General features: G+C 59.9%; 20 protein-coding genes. 12 read left to right on the top strand and 8 right to left on the bottom strand.

All coding sequences use genetic code 11. The features are described from left to right. Positions 1–1577: 1577 nt before the first annotated feature. Genes JFT91_RS20755 through JFT91_RS20765 form a run of 3 tightly spaced genes read right to left on the bottom strand, consistent with a single transcriptional unit; the run spans position 1578 to position 3761 of the window. Entirely contained in the window at positions 1578–2516 is a 939-nt protein-coding gene (locus JFT91_RS20755; protein ID WP_201203072.1) for a FecR family protein, read from the bottom strand. Positions 2517–2547: 31 nt separating this feature from the next. Next, complete coding sequence (locus JFT91_RS20760; protein ID WP_201203071.1) at positions 2548–3099, bottom strand: RNA polymerase sigma factor; 552 nt, start codon at positions 3097–3099, stop codon at positions 2548–2550. Beyond that, positions 3096–3761 carry an STN domain-containing protein gene (locus JFT91_RS20765; RefSeq protein ID WP_201203070.1) on the bottom strand — a complete coding sequence of 222 codons (666 nt, stop codon included), beginning with the start codon at positions 3759–3761 and terminating at the stop codon, positions 3096–3098. Before JFT91_RS20765 ends, JFT91_RS20760 begins: the two co-directional genes overlap by 4 nt. A gap of 207 nt (positions 3762–3968) precedes the next feature. Between JFT91_RS20765 and JFT91_RS20770 the strand changes: the two genes are divergently transcribed. Continuing rightward, a complete protein-coding gene (locus tag JFT91_RS20770) occupies positions 3969–4283 on the top strand; it encodes a hypothetical protein (protein WP_201203069.1) in 315 nt (104 codons plus the stop codon). 256 nt (positions 4284–4539) lie between these two features. Here JFT91_RS20770 and JFT91_RS20775 read toward each other — a convergent pair whose 3' ends face one another. Then, positions 4540–4980, bottom strand: coding sequence for a carboxymuconolactone decarboxylase family protein (locus JFT91_RS20775; RefSeq protein ID WP_201233685.1), 441 nt, complete (start codon positions 4978–4980; stop codon positions 4540–4542). Between the two features lie 310 nt (positions 4981–5290). Here JFT91_RS20775 and pdxR point away from each other — a divergent pair, with 310 nt between their 5' ends. The 4 genes from pdxR (at position 5291) to JFT91_RS20795 (ending at position 8697) form a co-directional block, all read left to right on the top strand. Then, positions 5291–6724, top strand: a complete 1434-nt coding sequence (gene pdxR, locus JFT91_RS20780; protein WP_201233686.1) for a MocR-like pyridoxine biosynthesis transcription factor PdxR — start codon at positions 5291–5293, stop codon at positions 6722–6724. Between the two features lie 123 nt (positions 6725–6847). Further along, entirely contained in the window at positions 6848–7141 is a 294-nt protein-coding gene (locus JFT91_RS20785; RefSeq protein ID WP_201233687.1) for a putative quinol monooxygenase, read from the top strand. 209 nt (positions 7142–7350) lie between these two features. Further along, on the top strand, positions 7351–7755 hold the full coding sequence (locus tag JFT91_RS20790) for a cupin domain-containing protein (RefSeq protein ID WP_201233688.1): 405 nt from the start codon (positions 7351–7353) through the stop codon (positions 7753–7755). A gap of 228 nt (positions 7756–7983) precedes the next feature. After that, entirely contained in the window at positions 7984–8697 is a 714-nt protein-coding gene (locus JFT91_RS20795) for an ATPase (RefSeq protein WP_201233689.1), read from the top strand. A gap of 170 nt (positions 8698–8867) precedes the next feature. On the opposite strand, the gene JFT91_RS20800 is transcribed toward JFT91_RS20795, so the two are convergent. Next, positions 8868–13763, bottom strand: a complete 4896-nt coding sequence (locus JFT91_RS20800; RefSeq protein ID WP_201233690.1) for an NAD-glutamate dehydrogenase — start codon at positions 13761–13763, stop codon at positions 8868–8870. Positions 13764–14267: 504 nt separating this feature from the next. Here JFT91_RS20800 and JFT91_RS20805 point away from each other — a divergent pair. From JFT91_RS20805 to JFT91_RS20835, 7 genes are all read left to right on the top strand, one after another. Continuing rightward, positions 14268–14621 (top strand): hypothetical protein, encoded by a 354-nt coding sequence (locus JFT91_RS20805; RefSeq protein WP_201233691.1) that lies wholly within the window; start codon positions 14268–14270, stop codon positions 14619–14621. A gap of 269 nt (positions 14622–14890) precedes the next feature. Beyond that, positions 14891–15850, top strand: a complete 960-nt coding sequence (locus tag JFT91_RS20810; RefSeq protein WP_003218556.1) for an AAA family ATPase — start codon at positions 14891–14893, stop codon at positions 15848–15850. A gap of 5 nt (positions 15851–15855) precedes the next feature. Continuing rightward, on the top strand, positions 15856–16800 hold the full coding sequence (locus JFT91_RS20815) for a DUF58 domain-containing protein (RefSeq protein WP_201226708.1): 945 nt from the start codon (positions 15856–15858) through the stop codon (positions 16798–16800). Further along, on the top strand, positions 16797–17294 hold the full coding sequence (locus JFT91_RS20820) for a DUF4381 domain-containing protein (RefSeq protein ID WP_064119837.1): 498 nt from the start codon (positions 16797–16799) through the stop codon (positions 17292–17294). The genes JFT91_RS20815 and JFT91_RS20820 overlap by 4 nt, the downstream gene beginning before the upstream one ends. After that, on the top strand, positions 17287–18366 hold the full coding sequence (locus JFT91_RS20825; protein ID WP_201226709.1) for a vWA domain-containing protein: 1080 nt from the start codon (positions 17287–17289) through the stop codon (positions 18364–18366). Before JFT91_RS20820 ends, JFT91_RS20825 begins: the two co-directional genes overlap by 8 nt. Beyond that, positions 18363–20096, top strand: coding sequence for a tetratricopeptide repeat protein (locus tag JFT91_RS20830; protein ID WP_201233692.1), 1734 nt, complete (start codon positions 18363–18365; stop codon positions 20094–20096). The genes JFT91_RS20825 and JFT91_RS20830 overlap by 4 nt, the downstream gene beginning before the upstream one ends. Continuing rightward, positions 20093–21730 carry a BatD family protein gene (locus JFT91_RS20835; protein ID WP_201226711.1) on the top strand — a complete coding sequence of 546 codons (1638 nt, stop codon included), beginning with the start codon at positions 20093–20095 and terminating at the stop codon, positions 21728–21730. The genes JFT91_RS20830 and JFT91_RS20835 overlap by 4 nt, the downstream gene beginning before the upstream one ends. A gap of 94 nt (positions 21731–21824) precedes the next feature. Here the strand turns inward: JFT91_RS20835 and JFT91_RS20840 are convergent, their stop codons facing one another. The 3 genes from JFT91_RS20840 to JFT91_RS20850 form a co-directional block, all read right to left on the bottom strand. Continuing rightward, entirely contained in the window at positions 21825–22049 is a 225-nt protein-coding gene (locus JFT91_RS20840; RefSeq protein WP_201203045.1) for a hypothetical protein, read from the bottom strand. 75 nt (positions 22050–22124) lie between these two features. Further along, positions 22125–22463 (bottom strand): hypothetical protein, encoded by a 339-nt coding sequence (locus tag JFT91_RS20845; protein WP_201233693.1) that lies wholly within the window; start codon positions 22461–22463, stop codon positions 22125–22127. 103 nt (positions 22464–22566) lie between these two features. Then, entirely contained in the window at positions 22567–23805 is a 1239-nt protein-coding gene (locus JFT91_RS20850) for an IS4 family transposase (RefSeq protein ID WP_201233694.1), read from the bottom strand. Between the last annotated feature and the right edge of the window lie 99 nt (positions 23806–23904).

Here is a 23904-nt window from a genome sequence, read left to right on the forward strand (position 1 = left end):
AGTGATGGCGCGGCGTCAGTCAGCTCTATGAGTGCCTGGTGGACCACTATCGCCAGCAGGGCTGGACACCACAGTGGGATTGGGTGAAGTCAGTTGGGGATTGGTTGGCTGTGAGGCCGCGTTCGCGAGCAGGCTCACTCCTACAATTGGATCGGGTACACCAGCAAGAGACTGGTCGGCTCTTACGCCGTCATCGCTGGCAAGCCAGCTCCCACAGGGATTGGGGGCAGGCAGTTGGGGATTGGTTGGCTGTGAGGGCGCCTTCGCGAGCAGGCTCACTCCTACAATGGGATCGTGTGCAGTCTGCTAGAGATTGGTTGTCTGGAAGGACGTCATCGCTGGCAAGCCAGGCTCCCACAGGGATTGGGTACAACCGGTGGGGATTGGTTGGCTGTGAGGCCGTCTTCGCGAGCAGGCTCGCTCCTACAGTTGGATCGGGTACACCTGCAAGAGACTGGTTGTCTGGCAGGCCGTCATCGCTGGCAGGCCAGCTCCCACAGAGATTGGGTGCAGACAGTTGGGGATTGGTTGGCTGTGAGGGCGTCTTCGCGAGCAGGCTCGCTCCTACAGTTGGATCGGGTATACCTGGAAGAGACTGGTTGTCTGGAAGGGGGTCATCGCTGGCAGGTCAGCTCCCACAGAGATTGGGGCAGGCAGTTGGGGATTGGTTGGCTGTGAGGGCGTCATCGCGAGCAGGCTCGCTCCTACAGTTGGATCGGGTATACCTGGAAGAGACTGGTTGTCTGGAAGGGGGTCATCGCTGGCAAGCCAGCTCCCACAGGGATTGCGGGCAGGCAGTTGGGGATTGGTTGGCTGTGAGGGCGTCATCGCGAGCAGGCTCACTCCTACAATGGGATCGTATGCAGTCTGCTAGAGATTGGTTGTCTGGCAGGCCGTCATCGCTGGCAAGCCAGGCTCCCACAGGGATTGGGTACAACCGGTGGAGATTGGTTGGCTGTGAGGGCGCCTTCGCGAGCAGGCTCACTCCTACAATGGGATCGTATGCAGTCTGCTAGAGATTGGTTGTCTGGAAGGACGTCATCGCTGGCAAGCCAGGCTCCCACAGAGATTGGGTACAACCGGTGGGGATTGGTTGGCTGTGAGGCCGTCTTCGCGAGCAGGCTCGCTCCTACAGTTGGATCGGGTACACCAGCAAGAGACCGGTCGGCTCGTAGGCCGCCATCGCTGGCAGGCCAGCTCCCACAGTTTTGATCTATATGAAACACGCGGCGAATGCCGCCCCACTCAAAGGATGAGCGTTAGCTCGGCTACAGCTCTTGATCTTGATCCACGGGCGACGTCGGAAGGCTGAGTGGAGGGATTCATCCGGGGGTGGGAGCGCAGCGACCGTTTGGCGCAGCCAAATGCATCGAGAGGAGGTGCAGCGAAGCAAACCGTAGGCGATGCGCCCGGATGGATCCCGTAGCGAAGGAACCCCGAGCCCCAGCGAGCGGGCCGCACGTAGGAGCAAAGCCTTTTGGGTTACCTTTTCGGCGTTTGGAAAAGGTGACCCGCCGTCAGGGCGGAACCCTAAGCAGCCGTTACCGCAGCAACGGATATGCACCCAGTCAAACCCACTAGCTCAAAACAACGACGCCACCCGGCAACTCGGTGCATTTGACGCCATAGGCATCCCGAATCAGCAATGCAACGCCAGCAAGTTGGTCAAGGCTGAAACGCGCCTGCACCCGCCGCTGCCCAAGCTCACGATTAAGCAACAGCAACATCCCCGGCCGATACCGGTTGATCTCATCGATCATCTGGCTCAGCGTAGCGCCGTTGAATACCAACACCTGCTGCCGCCAGTTCATCACCGCCGCCGTGTCGACACTCTGCACACTACCAACCTGCCGCATGTCATAGGTCACTTGCTGCCCCGGTTCAAGGCGCAGGCTTCGGCCTTCTACGTCGACTTCCACCGCGCCATCAAGACAGGTCACACAAACTTGCTGATCGGTATTACGCAAGTTGAAACGCGCCTGACTGGCCCGCAACCACCCTCCCCCAGCCTGCATCGCCAACGGCAACCGCGCGGTCTGCACTTCAACTTCACCACTGACCAGTTCAAAGCCCTGCACACCGTCAGACACTGCACGCTGATTGATCCGCGTCTGAGTGTTCAGCTCCAGGCTCACGCCCTGCGCCGGCTCGAAGCGACGCTGCTGGCCGACTTCAGTGATGTAATCCGCGCCCAGCCCTTCGAACCCACCGGGGATCGTCCCACGTACCAGCAAAAACGCCGCCGACGCAGCAATCGCCCCACCCAGAAAAGCACGACGACCAAACCCGCGAGGCGCCTGCAATCCTTCAGCAGCGGGTTGCAAGTTGTGCCACAAAACCTTGGCCTGCTCGAAAGCCTGCGCATGTTCGACGCTCTGGGCGCACCAATCGCGCAGGGCGCGGGCATCGGCCACGGTAGCGCGGCCGGAGGTCAGCAGGACCAGCCAGTCGCGGGCTTCGCTGTGCAGATTGTCGGCCGCCGATGGCTCGGCAGGTGTCAGTCGAAAGATGTTCAAACGCGCAGATTCTCAACGAATTGATCGGGCACTATTCAGAAGACGGTTTTCCGGCCCCGCGACCGAACCGCTGAAACACTTTTCTTTCCAGTTTCGCGGCGCAGAAGCCCAATGCGGCTTTGATTTCCTTCTCGACCATGCGCGTGGAAATGCCGAAACGCTGGGAAATCTCCAGGTGCGGCGCCTCCTCCAGACGCGCCGCAATGAAGATCTTGCGACGCCGCGCCGGTAGCTCGTACAAGGCGCTGAGCAACGATTGAACTTCCCTTTGCCCGCCGACCACCCGCGCCGGATCCAGGGCTTCGTCACCGATTTGCAGCAGTTCCTCGACTTCCTCGCCGGTGAGCAGGCGCGCATCGGCCTGACGCCGGTCGGCGGCGATGTTCAGGGCCATGCGATAGAGGTAGGCATTGGGCCGCAGAACGTTCGGCGGCGTCTCCATGCGGTCGACCCGCAGATAGGTTTCGTGCAGCACGTCGTTGGCCAGATCTTCCGAACCGAGACGCCTGCGCAGGCGCACCCGAAAGTCCTCGTAGGACGTCAGGAACAGTTGGACCATCGAACCTTGTCCGGTGTCTTTCATCCCCCGGAAACTCCTTCCCATTTGGTGCATTCCATGCGTTTTCCTGACGACTCCGGTAACAACAGCAACGTGACCGGCTGACGCAAGGCACTGGGCGTCGGCCGGTCGATTCTGAGCGTGCGAAAGCTTTCCACCAGCGCGTTGTCGCGCCGTACATCACCGGTCGAGGTGACCAACCGGTTGTGTTGCACCAACCCGTCACGACCGACCCACACTTGCAGTACCGCGCGATAGCTGCCGGGCCGGGTCAGCGGCGAGCGGCACAGGTTGCGTTCGATGGCCACTTGCACCGCCGTGGCGTAGCTGCGGTTGACGGCGACGCTTTCGGGCGTCTGTTTTTGCGGCGGCGCTGGTACGTCTTCGACCTGCGCCACTTGCAACGTGAACGCGTCGTCACGGGCATAACGCGCCATCAAACCACTGCCGCCGAGCAATCGACGCAGGGCATCGGCGGCGGTGTATTCACCGTCCACCGCCAACGAGCGACGACCGCGACTCAACTGGCTGTCGACCAGCACCGCAACGCCAGTGGCGTGGCTGTACTGATCCAGCGCGCGGGCCAGATCCTGTGCCGGAATGTGCAGCGTCATCCGCAGGTCCGCCGGCACCGCGTCGGCCATGGCGTGGCCCGCCGCACAGCCGAGCAGCCACCCCAGACACATCCGGCGTACAAGTCTCGTTGAACGCTGAAAACCGTCCCTGGAAATGCCTCGCTGCACGGCTGACGAATCCTTGGAAATCGTCATCCTGAGGGCTGTTTATGAATCTGGTGTGACGGGCGGTGCAAAAAAACCATCACGGGAATTGCGCAAGGCTTGCACTAGACTCAAGCCATAGCGCGGCCTCTCCGGGCCGGCCAGGAGGCGAGCATGAAAACACTGTGGCGATTGAGCCTTGGCGGGCTGTTGTTGATGGCGCTGTCGAGCACTTATGCCGAGCAGCCATTGGGCTGTGTGGAAGTGACGGTCGGCGGCTACAAGGCGCCGAATTACGACTGTTTGAGCCAGCAGATGGGCAACAACCCGGAAGGCGCTGCGGCGGCGGAGAAGAATCAGGAGGCGCTGAATGTGCCGGTTAATAAGCGGCCGCCGAATCAGGTTGGCTTGGCGACACCGGCGGCGACCAGTACGCGGATGGGCAACACCTTCGGCACCTCGGTGAAACCGCAACGGCCGGCGAATTGAGTGAATATCAAGATCGAAAGATCGCAGCCTGCGGCAGCTCCTACGGGGGATAAAAACGCGACATCCAACTGACTGAACATCCATTGTGGTGAGGGGATTTATCCCCGTTGGGTTGCGCAGCAGCCCCAAAACAATCCGACGCTGATCTGTCAGGTAGACCGAGTCCGCTGGATTGGCGACTGCTGCGCAGCCGAACGGGGATAAATCCCCTCGCCACAGGGAATAGCTCAATACCCCAAAACAGGGTATGCGTTGTTCAGTCGCTGGGGGTTTGGCGGAAGCTGACGGCCAGGCGGTTCCAGCTGTTGATGGTGGTGACGGCCATGGTCAGGTCGACCATTTCGCCTTCGTTGAATTGCTCGCGCGCGTGCTGATACACCTCATCTGGCACGCGGCTTTCCGCTAGCAACGTCACCGCCTCGGCCCAGGCCAGCGCCGCACGCTCGCGCGGGTTGAAGAAGTTGCTGTCGCGCCACACCGCGATCGCATACAAACGCCGATCGCTCTCCCCGGCTCGTCGTGCGTCGACCGAATGCATGTCGGTACAGAATGCGCAGCCGTTGAGTTGTGAGGCGCGGATCCTGATCAATTGCAGCAGCGGCTGCTCGATACTGAGGTTGGCGGTCAGCGCCTCCATGGCAATCATCGCTTTCATCGCCTTGGGCGAAGCGTTGTAGTAATCCAGGCGCAGGGACATGGCGGTTCTCGGTAGACGGAATAATGACTTCACCGTAAACGCCGAAAGCGATGCGTTACAGCCCCAATTGCACGGAAAACCGCTACACCACTGAATCCTGCCCTGCGCAGATCCCCTGTGGGAGCGAGCCTGCTCGCGAAGGCGTCAGGTCAGTCAGGCCATTTTTGAATGACACACCGCATTCGCGAGCAGGCTCGCTCCCACAGGGGTTAGTGACCAATTTGGAATTTTTCGGGTAGGCAACTATTGCCGGTCCCGCAACAGCGGTAATCTGGCGGGCACGCCTAATAGCCTCGGGAGCCTCGTCGGTATGGAACTTCATGTCGTGATCAACGGCCGCAAGGATCTTGCTGGTCAGTTGTATCAGCAGCTGCGCGGGGCCATCGAATCCGGGCGTCTGGCCGCTGGCACGCAATTGCCGCCCAGCCGTCTGCTCGCCGAGCAACTGGGTATTTCGCGCAAGACCATTTCCGACACCTACGCGCAGCTGACCTACGAAAACTTCCTCACCGGGGTCATCGGCAAAGGCACTTACGTCAACGCGCGCCCGGCGCAAATTCAGCGCAAACAGAGTCACACCGAACTGGCCAGTGCCGAGGTGATCGAGAGCTGGCGTAATCTGCCGGTATTTCTGCGCCATCCGACGCTGGAAGGCTCGCTGCGCTACGACTTTATCGGTGGGGCAACCAGCAAGGGCCAGTTTCCGCAGGATGACTGGCGCCGCTGCGTCGCTCATGCGATGCGGCAGATGGGCCAGTCCAAAGGCTTCTACAGTGTTGCCGAAGGCCTGCCGGCGCTGCGCAATGCGATTGCCCGGCATATCGCGTTTTCCCGGGGTATAAATTGCCAGGACGAAGACATCGTCGTGTGCAACGGCGCGCAACAGGCGCTGGACTTGATCACCCGTGTATTGATCCGCCCCGGCAGTCTGGTCGCCATGGAGGATCCGGGTTATCCGCCGGCACGCTTGCTGTTCGGCACGCACGGCGCCGAGGTGGTCGGTATTCCGGTGGATGCCGAGGGCATTCAGGTCGAACACATCCCCGATGGCACGCGCCTCATCTATGTCACGCCGTCGCACCAGTTCCCGCTGGGCATGCCAATGAGTCAGGCGCGCCGCGAAGCCCTGCTGGCTCGCGCCCACGAACTGGGCGCGATCATCATAGAGGACGATTACGACAGCGAGTTTCGCTACGAAGGGCGGCCTACCGATTCGCTGTTCAATCTCGACCAGCGCGGCATCGTCGCTTATGTCGGCACTTTTTCGAAAACCCTGTTGCCGGAGCTGCGCCTGGGTTACGCAATTCTGCCGCCGGCTATCCTTGAAGCGGTAATCCGCGCCAAGCAACTCACCGACCTGCACGCCTCCACCCTGCCGCAATGGGCGCTGGCCAAGTTCATCGCTGAAGGCTGCCTGCTCAAACATATCCGCCGCTGTCACGCGATTTATGCGCAGCGCCGCGAGCGGATTCTCGTGCGGATGGCCACCGATCTGGCGCCATGGCTGGACGCGGTGCCGGCCAGCGCCGGCTTCCACATGGCGGTGTTCTGCAAGATCCCCATCAATCTACCGCTAGTGATCGAACTGGCGAAAAAAGTCGAAGTCGGCCTGTACTCCATCAATGGTTTTTATCATCAGCAGCCCGCGAAAAACGGCCTGTACTTCGGCTTTGGCGCCATCGAAACCCTCGACATCGATATCGCTCTGGATCGCCTGCGCGACATTCTGCAACAAGTTGCCTGAATGATTGGTCTGGGCGATTAACCGCCGATTGGTTATTGGTGATCAGCAGGTGCAGGCCTATCCTGCACAGGCGTTATCCCTCAGTGAGCAGGATTCGTCCGGCCTGATTCAGGAGTGTGAGCAATGTCCAACGAAGTGATCAATACGGTCCAGGTGCAGGCTGCCGCCGGCCGCTCGGATGAACTGGGCAGGCAGCTGCAGAAGATCGTCGAGACTCTGCGCGAAACCCCGGGCTGCGATTCCTACCTGGTCGACCGCTGCCCCGAGGACAATCACCGCTGGACGGTCAGTGCGCGCTGGCAATCGGAAGCGGCGATGCAGGCGCATTTCAATCGGCCCGAGGCGCAGGGGTTTATTGACCTGATCGATAGCCGGCTGGCCAATAGCGTCGATTTCAATAGCTTCCCTATCGTCTGATCCGGCCTCTTCGCGAGCAGGCTCGCTCCCACATTGGAATGCAATCACCTGTGGGAGCGAGCCTGCTCGCGAAGGCGTTTTGCGCTACACCGATTGCCTTCCTGACTCACCACAGATTGGTCACCTGATCTTCCCGAATATTGGCCGTTTGAATGCCCCGTCCTGCGGACTACTGTGATTGCACCCCCAACCCTCACAGGTAACCCGCCATGAAACGCCTGCCCTTGCTCGCCTCTGCCCTCGCCCTGAGCCTTTGCGCCTCGGCCGCTTTCGCCCACGACCCGTCCGAAAAAGTCACCGTGCTGCAAGACCAGATGCTGAAAAACGCTCCCGGCAAAAAAGCCATGATGATCGAGGTCGACTACAAACCCGGTCAGTCCTCCATCGCCCACAAGCACGACGGCACTGCGATGGCCTATGTGCTCGAAGGTGAAGTGATTTCCCAGGTCAAGGGCGAACAGGCGATCACCTACAAGAAGGGCCAGTTCTGGTACGAGCCCGCCGGCTCCGAACATCTAGTGTCGAAGAATGCCAGCAAAATCAAACCCGCCAAATTGCTGGTGTTCATGGTGCTGTCCCCGGATGAGCAAGTGCTGATCCCGCTGAAAAACTGATGGATGTTTAATCAGCCATAAATAAAAAGGCGCAAATCATCGATTTGCGCCTTTTTATTTCTCGGCGCAATTAACCGAATCGGCTTACAGCAAATAAAACTATTCAACAGCAAACTTGACAGCAAATTGTCAGCTTGCTTACAGCCTCGCGGGTTTAGTCTGAATTAACGGTCAACAACGACCACCACTCAAACTTTCCGACTGATGTTGTTTCACGGGAGAAACACCATGAAACTTGCCTTTGCCAGTACCTTGGCGATATCGGTTCTAGCACTTTCCGCCTGCTCGGTGCCTACCGCACCGAAAGCAGTTTCGTCCCTCGACACGCTGTTCAGCCAACCGGTCGGCCGTAGCAGCGCCGCTCAGGTGAAAAGCGGCCCCGGCGTGTCTCTAGGCGTGGTCTACAGCCCAAGCACGCAGAGCAACCGCGAATACCTGCGTGACTATCAGGCCAATGCCGGCACCGGTTTCGGCCAGAGTCTGCTGGTGCAACCGATCCATGACGCCTACGTTGCCACGTCAAAACCAGACATGGCGGTGGATTGGGTCAACGCCTCGCTACAGCGTCAGTTCGGTTCAGTGACGGAGTATCCGGACATGCAAAGCCTGCGTGCGGCCAGACCGGACGTGGTGGCGATCGTCGACACCCACAGCCAATTGATCACCTCGCGCAGCTCCGATATCAAGGCCGATGTCAGTGCCGATTTTTATGATGCGCGGTTGAACTATATCGGTACGGCGAAAGGCTCGGACGCGAAAGAACTGACGCCGGTGTGGGCGGACTTCAAACGCTCGGAAGAGATTGTGGCTGATATTAATCAGCAGCAGGATGTGCAAGTTCGGGCGTTGCAGAAGTTTGACCAGTCGCTCAGTAATTTATTGACCAGGCCGACAGATAAAGTGTCGATACTTGATAATAAACAAGCCCCTAAGTTGTATTGAATGTAAGGACCTCATCGCTGGCAAGCCAGCTCCCACAAGGACCGAGTGCAACACAAAACCTGTGGGAGCTGGCTTGCCAGCGATGGGGCCAGAACAGGCAACACAAAAACCTCAGGCAGAAAAAAGCCCCGGCATCTCACGATACCGGGGCTTTTTCATTCTGCGCTTACTTAAGCCAGCTCAGGCTCGGCATTGGCAGTGACAGGTGCCACCACCGCTTGCCCACTCAAGGCCAGATCCAGCAGCTCACGGTTGGCCACCGCGTACATGGCGTAGTCCGTGCCGCTCGCCGCACGGATTTCCACCAGCATGGCGCGCCAGCGCGAGATCATGCCTTCGTGCTGTTCCATCCACAGCGCCAGACGTGCTTCCACGTCCAGAGTGCCGTCGCCCTGTTGCAGGACGGAGATGGTGATCGCACGTTGCTGCCAATCGACGTCGTCACGGAACGCTTCACGGGCCAGGGCTTGCCAGTTGTTTTCAACTGGCAGCGCGCTGATCTGTTGCAGGTACCAGGTGATGTCGAGCGCACTGCCCACGGCGAAGTAGGCTTTCGCCACTTCTGCAGGGTTCTGGCCAGTCACGTCGGAGGCTTCGATGATTGGCAGCAGGGTGTACAGGTGCGAGGTGCCCGCAACCATACGCGCCAGCAACTCCGGCACACCGGCTTCGACATACGCCTGATAACGCGCCTGCCAGTTTTCACGGATTTCGCCGCTGAGCAGTTCGTCGAGCTTCAGACCCAGCTCTTTCAGGTGCGGACCGAAGTGCGCGGTGTCACGGGCAGCGTTCTGCTCGTTGCGACGGGCACGCAGGAACCAGCGCGTAGCGCGACGGCCCAGACGCATCAACTCGTCCATCAGCTCCAGCTGGACGTCAGCGCTGACCTGGTAGTCCAGCGCTTCGATCTGACGGAACCAGTGCGGGAGGTGGAAGATGTCGCGCACGATCACATAAGCGCCCGCCACGTTCGCCGGGCTCATGCCAGTCGACTCTTTGAGTCGTTGAACGAAGGTGATGCCCATGTGGTTGACCAGGTCGTTGGCGATCTGGGTGCTGACGATCTCGCGCTTCAGGCGGTGACGACGCATGGCTTCGGAGAACTTGCTGACCAGGGTCGGCGGGAACGCCGTTTCCATGTCGCGGGTCAGGTAATCGTCGTCCGGCACCAAGGAACCCAGCAACTGCTCCTTGAGGTCGATCTTGCTGTACGAGATCAGTACCGACAGCTCAGGACGGGTCAAGCCATGGCCATCGGCGATGCGCTCGGCCAGTTGCTCTTCGGTCGGCAGGAACTCGATGGCGCGATCCAGCTTGCCGCGGCCTTCCAGATCGCCCATCAGACGCTTGTACTCAGCGATGCGCTCGTAGGCACGACGCGCCGCCAGGGACAGCGCCTGAGTCTGCTTGTAGTTGTTGCCCAGCACCAGACCACCGACTTCGTCGGTCATGCTCGCCAGCAACTGGTTGCGTTGCTTGTCGGTCATGTCGCCGGCCTGAACCACCTCGTTCAGCAGGATCTTGATGTTTACTTCGTGGTCGGAGCAGTCAACGCCACCGGCGTTGTCGATGAAGTCGGTGTTGGAACCGCCGCCATTCAGACCGAATTCAACACGACCCAGTTGGGTCATGCCGAGGTTACCGCCCTCGCCCACGACTTTGCAGCGCAGTTCGTTACCGTTCACGCGCAGTGCATCGTTGGCCTTGTCGCCAACATCGGCGTGGCTTTCAGTGCTGGCCTTGACGTAAGTACCGATACCGCCGTTCCACAGCAGATCCACCGGCGCCTTGAGCAAGGCGTTCAGCAGTTCGGTCGGGGTCAGCTTGTCGGCCTTGATGTCGAAGCGTTCTTTCATCTGCGCCGAGATAGCGATGCTCTTCGCGCTGCGCGAGAAGATACCGCCACCTTCAGACATGATGCTGGTGTCGTAATCGGTCCAGGCCGAACGCGGCAACTCGAACATACGCTGACGCTCGACGAAGCTGGTCGCCGGGTTCGGGTTTGGATCGATGAAGATGTGCAGGTGGTTGAAGGCAGCGACCAGTTGCAGCTTGTCGGACATCAATAGGCCGTTACCGAACACGTCACCGGCCATGTCGCCGACGCCCACTACGGTGATGCTGTCTTCCTGAACATTGATGCCGCGCTCGCGGAAGTGACGTTGTACGCCAACCCACGCGCCTTTGGCGGTAATGCCCATTTTCTTGTGGTCGTAACCCGCCGAACCACCGGAGGCAAACGCGTCACCCAGCCAGAAGCCGTAGTCGATGGCGATGCCGTTGGCGATGTCGGAGAAGGTTGCAGTGCCCTTGTCCGCTGCCACGACCAGGTACGGGTCATCGTCGTCATGACGCACGACGTTGACCGGCGGCACCAGTGCGCCGTCTTTCAGATTGTCGGTGATGTCCAGCAGACCGGAAATGAAGATGCGGTAGCAGGCGATGCCCTCGGCCGCGATCTCGTCACGGCTGCCGCCCAATGGCAGGCGACGCGGCAGGAAGCCGCCCTTCGCGCCCACTGGCACGATGACCGAGTTCTTCACTTGTTGAGCTTTTACCAGGCCGAGGACTTCGGTACGGAAGTCTTCTTCACGGTCGGACCAGCGCAGGCCACCACGGGCGACGTTACCGAAGCGCAGGTGTACGCCTTCAACGCGTGGCGAGTAGACGAAGATTTCAAACTTCGGCACTGGCTTCGGCAGTTCAGGGATCGCGTGCGGGTTGAACTTGAAGCTGAAGTACGACTTGTTCTGGCCGTTGGCATCAGTCTGGTAGAAGTTGGTACGCAGGGTCGCTTTGATCAGGTCAAGGTAACGACGCAGGATGCGGTCTTCGTTGAGCACCTGAACATCGTCCAGTGCGGTCAGAATCGCTTGTTCCAGACGCTGTTGCTTGTCTTCCAGATCGTCGTCGCTGAGTTTGCGCGCCAGATAGAAGCGAGTCTTGAACAACCGGGTCAGTTCGCGAGCGATGTCGGTGTGGTTGTTCAGGGTGCTGGCGATGTAACCCAGGTCGAAGCCCAGACGAATCTGCTTCAGATAACGCGCGTAAGCACGCAGCAGCGCGACGTCGCGCCATGGCAGACCGGCAGTCAGTACCAGACGGTTGAACGCATCGTTTTCGGCATCGCCGCTGACGATGTGAATGAACGCGTCCTGCAACGTGTCGTTGAGCTGCTGGATGTCGAGGTCCAGGCCTTCAGCGGCAGTGAACGCGAAGTCGTGAATCCAGAACTCGCGGCCATTGGTGTGACGCAGACGGTACGGGAACTCGCCCAGCACGCGCAGGCCGAGATTTTCCAGGATAGGCAGCACGTCGGACAGCGCCAGCGGCGTGTCGGCGTGATACAGCTTGCAATGCAACTCGCGTTGGCCAGAGACCTGACCCAGCGGCTGATAGAAGCTCATCACCAGCGGATTTTTTTCGTTGAGGCTCAGCAGGTGCTGCATGTCGACCACGGCCGAATGCGCGGCAAAACGCTCGCGGTAGCCAGCCGGGAAGCCTTTCGGGAAGTCAGCCAGCACGTTGGTGCCGTGGGCTTCGCCGAAGCTTTCGACGGTCAGTGCGGCGTAGTCGTCCTGCCAGCTGCGGCAGGCCTGAACGACTTCTTTTTCCAGCAGCAGCGGATCGATGTCGAGACGGTTTTTCGGGTCGACGCGCAGGATCAGCTGTACGCGAGCCAGCACGGACTCAGAGAAGAATGTCCAGAATTCGCAATCGGACGCCTTCAGGCGCTCCATCAGCACTTGCTGGATCTTCTGGCGAACTTCGGTGGAATAGATGTCGCGTGGCACATAGGCCAGGCAGTAGCAGAAGCGACCGTACGGGTCTTTGCGCAGGAACACGCGAATCTTGTTGCGTTCCTGGATCTGCACAATCGACATCACGGTGCTGAAGAGTTCGTCGACCGGGGTCTGGAACAGGTCATCACGCGGCAGCACTTCGAGGACCTGCGCCAGTTCCTTGCCCAGGTGAGCCTTGGACTGGAAGCCGGAACGGTGTTCGATTTCAGCGACCTTGCGGCGGATGAACGGGATGACCCGCACGCTCTCGCCATACACCGAAGAGGTGTACAGGCCCATGAAGCGGTGTTCCTTGATGACCTTGCCGTCGGCGTCGATCTCACGGATCGACACGTAGTCAGGGTAGGCCGGACGGTGCACGCGGCTTGGGTGCGCAGCCTTGGCGAACGACAGCAGGGTCGGTTCGCGCAGGTAGTTGACGGCGTAGTCTTCGATGCGCAGGTCATCGTAGGTCAGGCCGGTGCGCAGCAGCTTGGTCAGGCCGAGGAAGGAGTTCTGGTCGTACTCGATGTGGCCGCCATCGGCCTGATCGGTCACCACGAACTCTTCGTAGCCGAGGAAGGTGAAGTGGTTGCCCACCAGCCATTCCAGGAAGCTTTTGATTTCGTTCTTTTCGTCGGCATCGACGGCAAACGCGCTGTTGTCGAGCTGGGTGAGGATTTCCTGCACCTTGGCTTTCATCGGCTCGAAATCGGCGACCGCGACGCGGACTTCACCGAGAACCTGCTCTAGCTCTTTGCTCAGCACATTCAGTTCGGCCGCGTTGGCGCAGCGGTCGATTTCCAGGTACATCAGCGACTCTTGCAGAATGCCATCGCCCTGGGTGCCTTTCGGCAGAACTTCCAGCAGCTCGCCCTTGCTGCCACGACGTACGCTGAGCACGGTGGTTTGCAGGGTGTGGATGCTGTAGCCGCGGCGGTTCAGCTCGGTGCGGACCGAGTCGACCAGAAACGGCAGGTCATGGTGCAGGACTTCGACCGCGGTGTGGGTCGACTGCCAGCCATGACGTTCGTAATCGGGGTTGTAGACGCGCACTTGCGGTTGCGCGTGATCGAAGCGCTCAAGCAGGCGCCACGCAGAGAGAGTACAGCCAGCGAGGTCGGAGAGGCGACGTTGAGTCAGCTCGTCCAGAGAAATGATGCCGAAGAATTGTTCAGCGAACAGCGCCACTTGTGGCAGTGCCTGTTCACTGATGTGCTGCGCCAGTGCCGCTTGCAGTTGGTGCTGGAAGTCGGCTTTGCTGGCTGCGGTGAAGAACGCCATCTGTGGTACTCCGCTTAAGCTTGTTATTGATGGAAAGCGTCGCGTGCAACACCCCTTTCGGGGCTTGTGTCGCCCTGTTCCTGATTCTCGGGCAGAGGAAACAGGGGGACAGGTGGGTGAAGCTGGACGAGACACTCAGGTCACATTCACCTTCCATAGAATGGGCATCTGCAAAAACGACTGCCAGGGCTACCGACAATGCCTTTACGGGTGCTCATCCGTTGCGCAGCTTAATGGGTGCGACAATGTGTCTGCTTGCGGTGCTGCGACATATTCGGTCATTGGCACGTAAACGAGGGCTTTCGCACCGGTAAACACTAGCACTCGTGGCGCAAAACGCTGGTCTGAATCCCCGTTTTTACGGTACATGCGTGCCAGAAATGACCACTGACCCACGTCGTGTTCACGACACATCCTCTGACACTCTCACATGCAGAAATTCCCGAGGGCTGGCAGAATCGCGCCCATTAGCGACCAACACGCCCCTTGAGGCAGGAATTGACCATGCAAATGACCACCGCCCTACTGATCGTCAACCCGTGCGACGACGAAGAAGACAACATGGCCATGCTCTGCTGCCATAGCGACAAGGGCGACATGTTCCTGATGAGCCGCTATCCGGACGAGGATGAGTTGGAGATTACGCTGGATGGCGAGCCTTCTACGCTCGACGGCGTCAAGGTCACGTTGACTTCGACGCTGCTAAAGATCGAGATCGCGGCGGCGGATGCCGACGTGCTGAATGGCGATGATGTGCTGGAGATCAGCTTTAACCCGGATATGGTGGATATGGATGAGGTTGTCGAGACCCTGAAGAACATCCTTGATGGTACTGGCACCTTCATTAACGAAATTTGATGCCGGCCGGACTGGCCCCATCGCGAGCAGGCTCACTCCTACAGGTCGGTGTACGGCGATCCATTGTAGGAGTGAGCCTGCTCGCGATAGGGCCGGTACAGGCAACCAATCACTCCCCTGCTACAAAAATCCAACAATTCCCCCAGTCATTTCCCGCACTTTGCGCAAAATGCCGTTAGTCGCCACCCCCCGCGATGGATTAAAGTAACGCCCCCAGCCCCGGCGTTATCCGAACGCCGGTGGCCATCCCTTTCCAGGAACAGTCACCGATGGAACATCGTGAAGCGCTGCTGGCGCTGCGAACCTTTCTTTCAACGCAGATTCTCGGCCAGGAAAAACTCATCGAGCGTTTGCTCATCGCCTTGCTCGCCGACGGCCACATGCTGGTCGAGGGCGCGCCGGGTCTGGCCAAGACCAAAGCGATCAAAGAACTCGCCGAGGGCATCGAAGCCCAGTTCCATCGCATCCAGTTCACCCCCGACCTGTTGCCGGCCGACATTACCGGCACCGAGATCTATCGCCCGGAAACCGGCAGTTTCGTGTTCCAGCAAGGGCCGATTTTCCACAATCTGGTGCTGGCGGACGAAATCAACCGTGCGCCGGCCAAGGTGCAATCGGCGCTGCTCGAAGCCATGGCCGAGCGTCAGGTCAGTGTCGGCCGCAGCACGTACGAACTGTCACCGCTGTTTCTGGTGATGGCCACGCAGAACCCGATCGAGCAGGAAGGCACGTACCCGCTGCCGGAAGCGCAACTCGACCGCTTCCTGATGCACGTCAAAATCGGCTTCCCCGACGCCGCCGTCGAACGCCGCATCCTCCAGCAAGCACGTGGTGAAGCGCTGAACGGTGAGACCAAGCCGGAACGCCGCGTGAGCCAGCAGGCGATCTTCGCCGCGCGCAAGGAAATCCTCGGTCTGTACATGGCCGACGCCGTGGAGGAATACCTGGTGCAACTGGTCATGGCCACGCGCACGCCGGCCAAGTTCGACCCGGAAATGGCCGAGTGGATCGCCTATGGCGCCAGCCCGCGTGGCTCGATTGCCCTCGACCGCTGCGCCCGCGCCCATGCCTGGCTGGCCGGTCGCGACTTCGTCAGCCCGGAAGACATTCAAGCCGTGCTGTTCGATGTGTTGCGTCACCGCATCATTTTGTCGTTTGAAGCCGAAGCCGCCGGCATCGATCAGGATCGGGTGGTGCAGCGGATTCTCGACGTCGTAGCCGTCGCTTGACCCCCATGAACGCCCCCCTGCCGTCCGAACCGGGCATCCGCATCAGCCTCACCGACCTGATCGAGATGCGCCACCGTGTGCGTGAAGTGCAGCTGTTTTCCACGCCGAGTCAGCGCAGCCCGCTGATCGGCCTGCATCACTCGAAATTCCGTGGCCGTGGGGTCGACTTCGATCAGGTGCGGGTCTATCAGGCCGGCGACGACGTGCGCACCATCGACTGGCGCGTGACCGCGCGTACGCAAGAGCCGCACACCAAGCTGTTCCATGAAGAACGCGAACGGCCGATCTTCATCATGGTCGAGCAAAGCACGCGGCTGTTTTTCGGCTCGGGACTGATGTTCAAATCGGTGCTGGCAGCGCAAGTGGCGGCACTGATCGGCTGGGCGGCGCTCGGGCACAACGACCGCGTCGGCGGACTGGTGTTTGGCGACAACGAGCACTACGAAATCAAGCCACGACGCAGCAAACAGAGCCTGCTGCAACTGCTCAACCGGCTGGTGAAGGTCAATCAGTCGCTACACAGCGAGCGCGAACCGGATCGCGATGCGTTTGGCGTCGCCCTGCGCCGCGCCCGCGAAGTGCTTCGCCCCGGCAGCCTGGCCATCGTGATCTGCGACGAGCGCGCACTGTCCGACAGCGCCGAACAACAGCTGAGCCTGCTATCGCGTCACTGCGATCTGCTGATGCTGCCAATCTCTGATCCGCTGGATCACGCCCTGCCCGCTGCCGGGCTTTTGAGATTTGCCGAACGTGGCGCGCAGCTTGAAATCGACACGCTCAACTTTGACCTGCGCCAGACCTACCGCGCGCAAGCCGAAGCGCGAATCGCCCGCTGGGAACTGCTCGCGCAAAAGCTGCGCGTGCTGCTGATGCCGCTGAGCACGCAAAGCGAGATGGTCGAGCAGATGCGCGAGTTCCTCAATCCGCAGCGTCCGGGGAAAGGTCGATGAACGGCCTCGAACAACTGCAGCCGCTGATCTCGCCGCCACCGATTGCCTTCTGGCCACCGGCGCCGGGCTGGTGGCTGCTGCTGTTGTTATTGCCGCTGCTCGGTTTCGCCGCGTGGAAGCTGCGCCGTTTCATTCCCATGAAGAAACGCCCGATCGTGCGAGCCGAACAGCCACTCGACCCGGTGCGCATCGCCGCCCTCGCCGAACTGGCACAAATGCCCAAACCCTACGACGGCGCTCCGGCCGGCGCTTGGCTGCAACAACTCAACGGCCTGCTCAAACGTCTGTGCCGCAACCATTACCCGTACAGCCAGAGCCACACCCTCAACGGGCGTAAATGGCTGGCCTTCCTCGACAATCGCTGCCCGGCGGCCGGCCTGACGCGCTGGATGGTGTTGGTCGAAGGCGCCTACAAACCGGAATGCAAACTCGACGACAAAGCCATTGCCGGCCTGACTCAAGCCGTCGACACGTGGATTCGCAAACATGTTTGAGTTCGCCTGGCCGTGGATCTTTGTGCTGTTGCCGCTGCCGTGGGTGATGCGTCTGGTGCTGCCGGTGGCCGACAGCGGCGAGCCGGCGCTGAAGGTCAGCTTCCTCGCTGATCTGGAAGGTCTCGCCCGCCGCCGTGCCCGCGCCAATCTGCCGGCGTGGCGCCAACAAGCGCCGTTCATGCTTCTGTGGCTGTTGCTGCTGACCGCTGCTGCCCGCCCGCAATGGCTGGGTGAGCCATTACCGATTGCCGCCAGCGGTCGTGATTTGCTGGTGGCGGTAGACGTGTCCGGCTCGATGGATTTCCCCGACATGCAGTGGCAGGACGAAGACGTCAGCCGCCTCTCCCTCGTTCAGCATCTGCTTGGCGATTTCCTTGAAAGCCGCGATGGCGACCGGGTCGGTTTAATCCTGTTCGGCAGTCAGGCCTATCTGCAAGCACCGCTGACCTTCGACCGACGTACCGTGCGCGTCTGGCTCGACGAGGCGCGGATCGGTATCGCCGGCAAAAACACCGCTATCGGCGACGCCATTGGTCTGGCACTGAAACGCCTGCGCATGCGTCCGGCACAAAGCCGCGTGCTGATTCTGGTCACCGACGGCGCCAACAATGGCGGTGAGATCGATCCGTTGACCGCCGCCAGACTCGCGGCCAGCGAAGGCGTGAAAATCTACCCGATCGGCATCGGCGCCAACCCCGAGGACAGCGGCTCGACCGGCCTGCTTGGCGTCAATCCGAGCTTGGACCTCGACGAGCCTGCGTTGAAAGCCATCGCCGAGGTCACTGGCGGCCAGTATTTCCGTGCTCACGATGGCAAGGAACTGCAAGCCATCAAAGACACACTCGACCAGCTCGAACCAGTGACTCAACAACCGACTCAGGCGCGCCCGGCACAAGCCTTGTATCACTGGCCACTGGCACTGGCGCTGTGGTTGAGCCTGTTATTGGTCGCCCGTGAATTGTGGCCGGATAACCCGCTGCAACGCCTGTTCAGCAAGGAGCTTTATCTGCAAAGTCCGCTGCCTGACTGGCGCGAGCGTCTCAAGCGTTTGCGCCTGCGGAGGCGCCGATGATCGCGCTCTGGCCGCACTGGTTCCGTCCCTGGTGGTTGCTGTTATTGCCGCTGCTGGGCTGGTTGCTCTGGCAACTGTGGCACCGGCAAAAACGCGCCGGACGCTGGCAGATGATTCTGCCGCCGGCGTTTCACGCCACCCTGCTCAGCGGCGGTAACGGTCGCGACAGCAAACTGCCGTGGATCGCACTGGGCGCGGCGTGGCTGCTGACCATTCTGGCGCTACTCGGGCCGAGCTGGGAGCGCGTCGAACAGACCAGCCAGAAACCCGCCGATCCCTTGGTGGTAGTACTTGAACTGACCCCGGAGATGCTCGCCACCGACTCGCCACCGAGCCGATTGGAACAGGCGCGGCGCAAGCTGTTCGACCTGCTGCAGGCGCGCAGCGATGCGCAGACCGCCATCGTCGTCTACGCCGGCAGCGCGCACACCTTGGTGCCGCTGTCGGATGACCTGGCGACCAGTCGTAATCTGCTCGATGCACTCAAGCCATCGTTGATGCCGGAAAGCGGTCATCGCGCCGATCTGGCGGTGAGCAAAGCGCTGGCCCTGTTGAAACAGGGCGCACTGGGTCAGGGGCGGATTCTGCTGATCGGCTCGTCCTTGAACGAAGATGAACGTCAAGGCATTCGCCGTGCGCTCAGTGGCCAATCTGCGCAACTGCTGATGCTCGGCGTTGGCACCGCTGAAGGTGCGCCGATTGCCCAGGAGGACGGTAGCTTCCTCAAGGACGAGCAAGGCGCAATCCGTGTGCCGCAGCTCGACAGCCCTGGCTTGAGCGCTTTCCTCAACAGCGTCGGCGGTGAGTACCACCCGGCCCGACTCGACGAAGCGGATCTCGGTGCGCTTGGCCTGCTCAACGGGCCGCGCAGTTTGCGCGACGATGGCCAGACCGTACGCCTCGACACTTGGGCCGATCAAGGTTACTGGCTATTGTTGCCGCTGTTGTTGCTGGCGGCCTGTGCCGGACGTCGTGGCTGGTTGTTCTGCCTGCCGCTGCTGTTCTGCCTGCCGCAGCCGAGCTACGCTTTCGACTTTGAAGATTTGTGGCTGCGCCCGGACCAACAGGGCCTGCACTTGCTCAAGCAGAAACGCCCCGCTGAAGCGGCGCAACATTTTGAAGATCACCAGTGGCAAGGGGTGGCGTTGTACGAAGCCGGCGACTACAGTGGCGCCGCCCAGCGCTTCGCCGAGGGCAGCGATGCCCGCGCCCACTACAATCGTGGCAATGCATTGGCAAAAAGTGGTGAGCTGGAAGCCGCGATAGACGCCTACGAGCAGGCGCTGGAACTGCAACCGGATCTGCGCCCGGCGCAGACCAACAAGGCTCTGGTGGAAAATCTGCTGAAGCAGAAAAACGCGCCACCACCCGCCGAACCGGAAAGCAAACCGAACGAACAGAGTCTGCCGGGCGACGAAACACCGCCCGCGACTGCGCCGCCACCGGCAGTAAAAAGTGAAACGCAAAGCGACGCGCAACCGGCCGAGCCCGCCAGCGAGCCGCCGCCGACCAGCCCACCGCAGCCAGGTCCCAACGAAGTGCCGGGCAGCGATGAGGAAGAGCAGAACACCGCACCGACGCTGCATACCGGCGAGGACAACCTCGAAGGCGAGCAGCGCCAGGCATTGGAACAATGGCTAGGCAAGATCCCGGATGACCCGGGCGAACTGCTGCGACGCAAATTCTGGTACGAACAGCAACAACATCAGGATCAGGAAAACACTCGATGACCCGCTTCACCGCTCTGTTGCTGCCCCTGCTGATCTGCTCGGCCACCGCCCAGGCGGCCGAGCTGACCGCCAGCGTGGATCGCAGTCGCCTGAATTCCGGCGAGACGGTCGAGCTCACCCTCGAAACCAGTGATGTCACGCAGTTCGGCAAACCCGACCTGACACCGCTGGAACCGCTGTTCGAAGTGCGCGGCACGCGGCAGGTCAACCAGCTCAACACCCTCAATGGCGACAACCGCGCAACCACGCGCTGGATCATCACGCTGCTGCCCAAAGAGAATGGCAGCGTGGTGATTCCGCCGCTGCAAATGGGTGATGTGCAGAGCCAGCCGATCACTGTGCAAGTGGTCGAAAGCGACACCCGCGAAGACAAAAACAGCCTCGACCCGGTATTCATCGAAGTCAGCCTCGACCAGCCCAGCGTGTACGTGCAGGCCCAGGCAATCCTGACCCTGCGCATCTATCATTCGGTGTCGCTGTACGACGACAGCAGCCTGACCCCGCTGCAAATTGCCGATGCGCGCATTGAACAACTGGGCGATACCCGCACCTACGAGAAAGACATCAACGGTGTGCGTCACGGCGTGATCGAAATGCGCTACGCGATTTACCCGCAGCACAGTGGGTTGCTGACCATTACGCCGCAGACTTTCAGCGCGACACTGGTCGATACTCAGCCCGCTCAGGACGCAAGCGCGCAAGGTCCGAAACCGGGCAAGCTGATGCGTGTCAGTTCTTCAGAGATCCCGCTGACGGTCAAACCGAAACCCCTGACCTACCCCGCCGATGCCCCGTGGTTGCCGGCGCGCAGCCTGAGCCTCAGCGAAAGCTGGAACCCCGAGCCTGAGCATACTCAGGTCGGCGACTCGCTGACGCGCAGCCTGACACTCAAAGTCGAGGGCCTGGCCAGCTCGCAACTGCCGGCGCTGCCCGCCACCGACGTCAACGGCCTGCGCCGTTACCCCGATCAACCCGTGTTGACCAACCAAAGCAGCGACCGTGGCCTGATCGGCAGCCGCGAAGAACGCGAAGCGCTGGTGCCCAGCCGTAGCGGTGCAATCGAACTGCCGACGGTGGACGTGGTGTGGTGGAACACCTTCGAAGATCATCTGGAACACAGCAGCCTGCCGGCGCGCACCCTGCAAGTGGCGAACAACCCAAGCCTGCAAGTCGACACCCCGGCCGGCACCCTGCAACCGAGCGTCGTTGATAACGATGTGCTGTGGTGGTGGAAACTCAGCACCCTGATTCTGGCCTGCACCACCCTGCTCGGCTTTGGCCTGTGGTGGCGCGCACGCTGGCAACCGGCGGTGCATCGCGCCGCACAAACCGGCCCGAGCCCGCGCACGCTGCTGGATGACATCAAGCGTGCGAGCCAAGCCAACGACCCGCAAGCGACACGGCAGGCGCTGGATGCGTGGGCACGTCAACAGCCGGAAACCCTGGCGGACATGGCGGCGCGGTTTGTGCCCTTGTCGGATGCCCTCGACGGGCTCAACGGTGCGCTGTACAGCGAAACGGGGCAGCATTGGCAAGGTGAAGATTTGTGGCGAGCGATCCGCACGATTCCGACCGCTGAGCGCGTACACGACCCAGTGGGCGACAGTGGGTTGCCGCCGCTTTATCCGAAGTAAAAGCAAAAGATCGCAGCCTGCGGCAGCTAATCCCCTGTAGGAGCTGCCGCAGGCTACGATCTTTCGATTTTGCAATGTTTGACTTAATCGATCTTCATTCAATATTTGAAAAATAAGGGTCAACACCCTCACGGATCAATCGCTCCTGCAACTCAAACAAAAACTTAATAACCGCTTCCTCACCCGTGGCTGCGGTCAGCGCTTCCTGTTCCGAAATCTCATCCTCACGCATGACATCCACGTGATTACCCGCGTCGTACTTGATGAAATAACTTTCGTGGCGCCGGCAAATTTCCACATCGCGAAATTTGAAAAACACGTTATCCTCCTGGCTCATCCTGTACAGAACCACTTGCCGACTTCTGTTAAAGAAGGAGAAGCGTGCGGACAGTTTTCATGTCCGACTGGATAATCTCCAGCTATCGCCATCGACATCTGCCTCAAGCAGATTATCAACGCTGCACTTGCTGTAGGTCTGCGCCAGAATATCCAACATATCGCTCGTGTATGAATCTTCTTTCGACAGCTTCAGACCGCGACGATGTCCCTCCATATAAATGGCCGTCTGAAGAATTGCATTCGGCCCGGGCGCATCTTTGCGCAGCAGAAGTTCCAGATCATCCTGGGCATAGGCAAACGCTTGCTCGGGACGAAACCCAAGCTCATCCATTGCGTGAAAATAAAGCCCTTTAACCATTCCTCTGGCCTGATTGAACAAGCTTTCAACCCGCATTTTTGTTCTCCAGCGGTTTCTACCCGCAATAAGACCGGGACAGACCACGTGCATTATCAAATCAGTGTAAAACGGGGACAGACTCTGAGGGATCCCCACAAATCTACTCCAAGCTCTGTGCCTGATGATGCACCTCATCACGCAGAGCTTTCTCCAATCTTTCCCAGTCTTCGCTGCCTCCGAACTCTATGCATCTACGCCAATTTTCCCAGTCTTCGCTGCCTCCGAACTCTATGCATCTACGCCAATACTCCAGGCCCAGTCGCCACAATGAAAGCACGCGTTTTTCTCTGAGACTGTTGCTTTGATAGCGCCGCTCAAGGTTACTTTTTCGGGCCTGAAGTCCTGTTAAAAAGAGCAGGTAATTGGCCAGAGCGGCAATCAACAGCAGTATCTCAATACGATGCAGGCAATGGCTTCGGTGTAGATTCAGACCCAATCCCAAGTGCTCACTTTTCACATCCCTGAAGCCCTCTTCAATTTGCATACGGCGTTTGTAAACCGCCACAATCTTTGCCGGATTCCACTCGCCCTGAGCCAGGTTGCTGGCAAGCAACCAAGGTTCACGTTCGCGTCTGGCGGACTGTCGACTCAGTTTGTTTTTTGCAATTGAACCCGTGACGCGTTGGTGTTTGCGGCCCTTGGCGCAGTGCCGTACGCAGTACAAGTCGATGAAGTGTGGGGCGCTTCGCGTCATCTCCACACGACCAAGTGCCTTGGGTGAGGCGGCAGCCAAAGCATACAAATTCTTCACCGGTCGCCAGTCAGTTTGATCGCGACGATAAAGTTCGCGATTCCTTATCCGCGCGACGTAAAACCAGCCCTGCGCGGCGACAGCCTTCATCCACGGTCGCCGAAAACCCGCGTCGGTGACCAGAATCGGGACGCAGTCATCAGGTAGAAATTCGGCCAGCGTTTTGAGTAGGCGGTTTTGATACTTGGGACAGTTCTCGCGCTCATGAACGCTTTCATAAACAGGAAATGAGCGCCCCGCCAGAGGGATCGATGCTCTTAGCAAAAAGGCTGTGCCTGAAGCGTCAATTCGAGACCAGTCGACCAGGATCAAAGGATGCTTCAACGAACCCAGCAATGCCCGAAGCATTACCCAATAGAACAATGGACGTTCTGATCTCAAGTGTTGATTACCCAGCAACCGATCTACGCGCTTGATCGAATGCTTGGGGTAAGCGCGCCCCGTCATGAAACGACCAAGAGCGGTCAGCGTCAGGCGATGTCCATGCAGTAACGAACTGACACAACTCATCAGTGATGTCAGGCGGCGAGAATGGATAGAGGGCAGTGCTTGAGCGAGCGCTCTGTGTAAAAATCGGATGGCCTGCATGGGGTCGGTTTCTTGTATTTGTGTGGTGCAAATCAAGTTGCCGACTCATGCAGGTCTCTTCAATATTGCAACTTCTTGATTTTCTGTAAGAAAAATCGG

Origin of the sequence: Pseudomonas sp. TH08 (assembly GCF_016651275.1) — a bacterium.
GTDB lineage: Bacteria > Pseudomonadota > Gammaproteobacteria > Pseudomonadales > Pseudomonadaceae > Aquipseudomonas.

Excerpts from the sequence above, each read along its gene's own strand:
- JFT91_RS20760 (WP_201203071.1), bottom strand. The coding sequence starts at position 3,099 with ATGAAAGACACCGGACAAGGTTCGATGGTCCAACTGTTCCTGACGTCC.
- JFT91_RS20765 (WP_201203070.1), bottom strand. The coding sequence starts at position 3,761 with ATGTGTCTGGGGTGGCTGCTCGGCTGTGCGGCGGGCCACGCCATGGCC.
- JFT91_RS20770 (WP_201203069.1), top strand. The coding sequence starts at position 3,969 with ATGAAAACACTGTGGCGATTGAGCCTTGGCGGGCTGTTGTTGATGGCG.
- JFT91_RS20775 (WP_201233685.1), bottom strand. The coding sequence starts at position 4,980 with ATGTCCCTGCGCCTGGATTACTACAACGCTTCGCCCAAGGCGATGAAA.
- pdxR (WP_201233686.1), top strand. The coding sequence starts at position 5,291 with ATGGAACTTCATGTCGTGATCAACGGCCGCAAGGATCTTGCTGGTCAG.
- JFT91_RS20785 (WP_201233687.1), top strand. The coding sequence starts at position 6,848 with ATGTCCAACGAAGTGATCAATACGGTCCAGGTGCAGGCTGCCGCCGGC.
- JFT91_RS20790 (WP_201233688.1), top strand. The coding sequence starts at position 7,351 with ATGAAACGCCTGCCCTTGCTCGCCTCTGCCCTCGCCCTGAGCCTTTGC.
- JFT91_RS20795 (WP_201233689.1), top strand. The coding sequence starts at position 7,984 with ATGAAACTTGCCTTTGCCAGTACCTTGGCGATATCGGTTCTAGCACTT.
- JFT91_RS20800 (WP_201233690.1), bottom strand. The coding sequence starts at position 13,763 with ATGGCGTTCTTCACCGCAGCCAGCAAAGCCGACTTCCAGCACCAACTG.
- JFT91_RS20805 (WP_201233691.1), top strand. The coding sequence starts at position 14,268 with ATGCAAATGACCACCGCCCTACTGATCGTCAACCCGTGCGACGACGAA.
- JFT91_RS20810 (WP_003218556.1), top strand. The coding sequence starts at position 14,891 with ATGGAACATCGTGAAGCGCTGCTGGCGCTGCGAACCTTTCTTTCAACG.
- JFT91_RS20815 (WP_201226708.1), top strand. The coding sequence starts at position 15,856 with ATGAACGCCCCCCTGCCGTCCGAACCGGGCATCCGCATCAGCCTCACC.
- JFT91_RS20820 (WP_064119837.1), top strand. The coding sequence starts at position 16,797 with ATGAACGGCCTCGAACAACTGCAGCCGCTGATCTCGCCGCCACCGATT.
- JFT91_RS20825 (WP_201226709.1), top strand. The coding sequence starts at position 17,287 with ATGTTTGAGTTCGCCTGGCCGTGGATCTTTGTGCTGTTGCCGCTGCCG.
- JFT91_RS20830 (WP_201233692.1), top strand. The coding sequence starts at position 18,363 with ATGATCGCGCTCTGGCCGCACTGGTTCCGTCCCTGGTGGTTGCTGTTA.
- JFT91_RS20835 (WP_201226711.1), top strand. The coding sequence starts at position 20,093 with ATGACCCGCTTCACCGCTCTGTTGCTGCCCCTGCTGATCTGCTCGGCC.
- JFT91_RS20845 (WP_201233693.1), bottom strand. The coding sequence starts at position 22,463 with ATGCGGGTTGAAAGCTTGTTCAATCAGGCCAGAGGAATGGTTAAAGGG.
- JFT91_RS20850 (WP_201233694.1), bottom strand. The coding sequence starts at position 23,805 with ATGCAGGCCATCCGATTTTTACACAGAGCGCTCGCTCAAGCACTGCCC.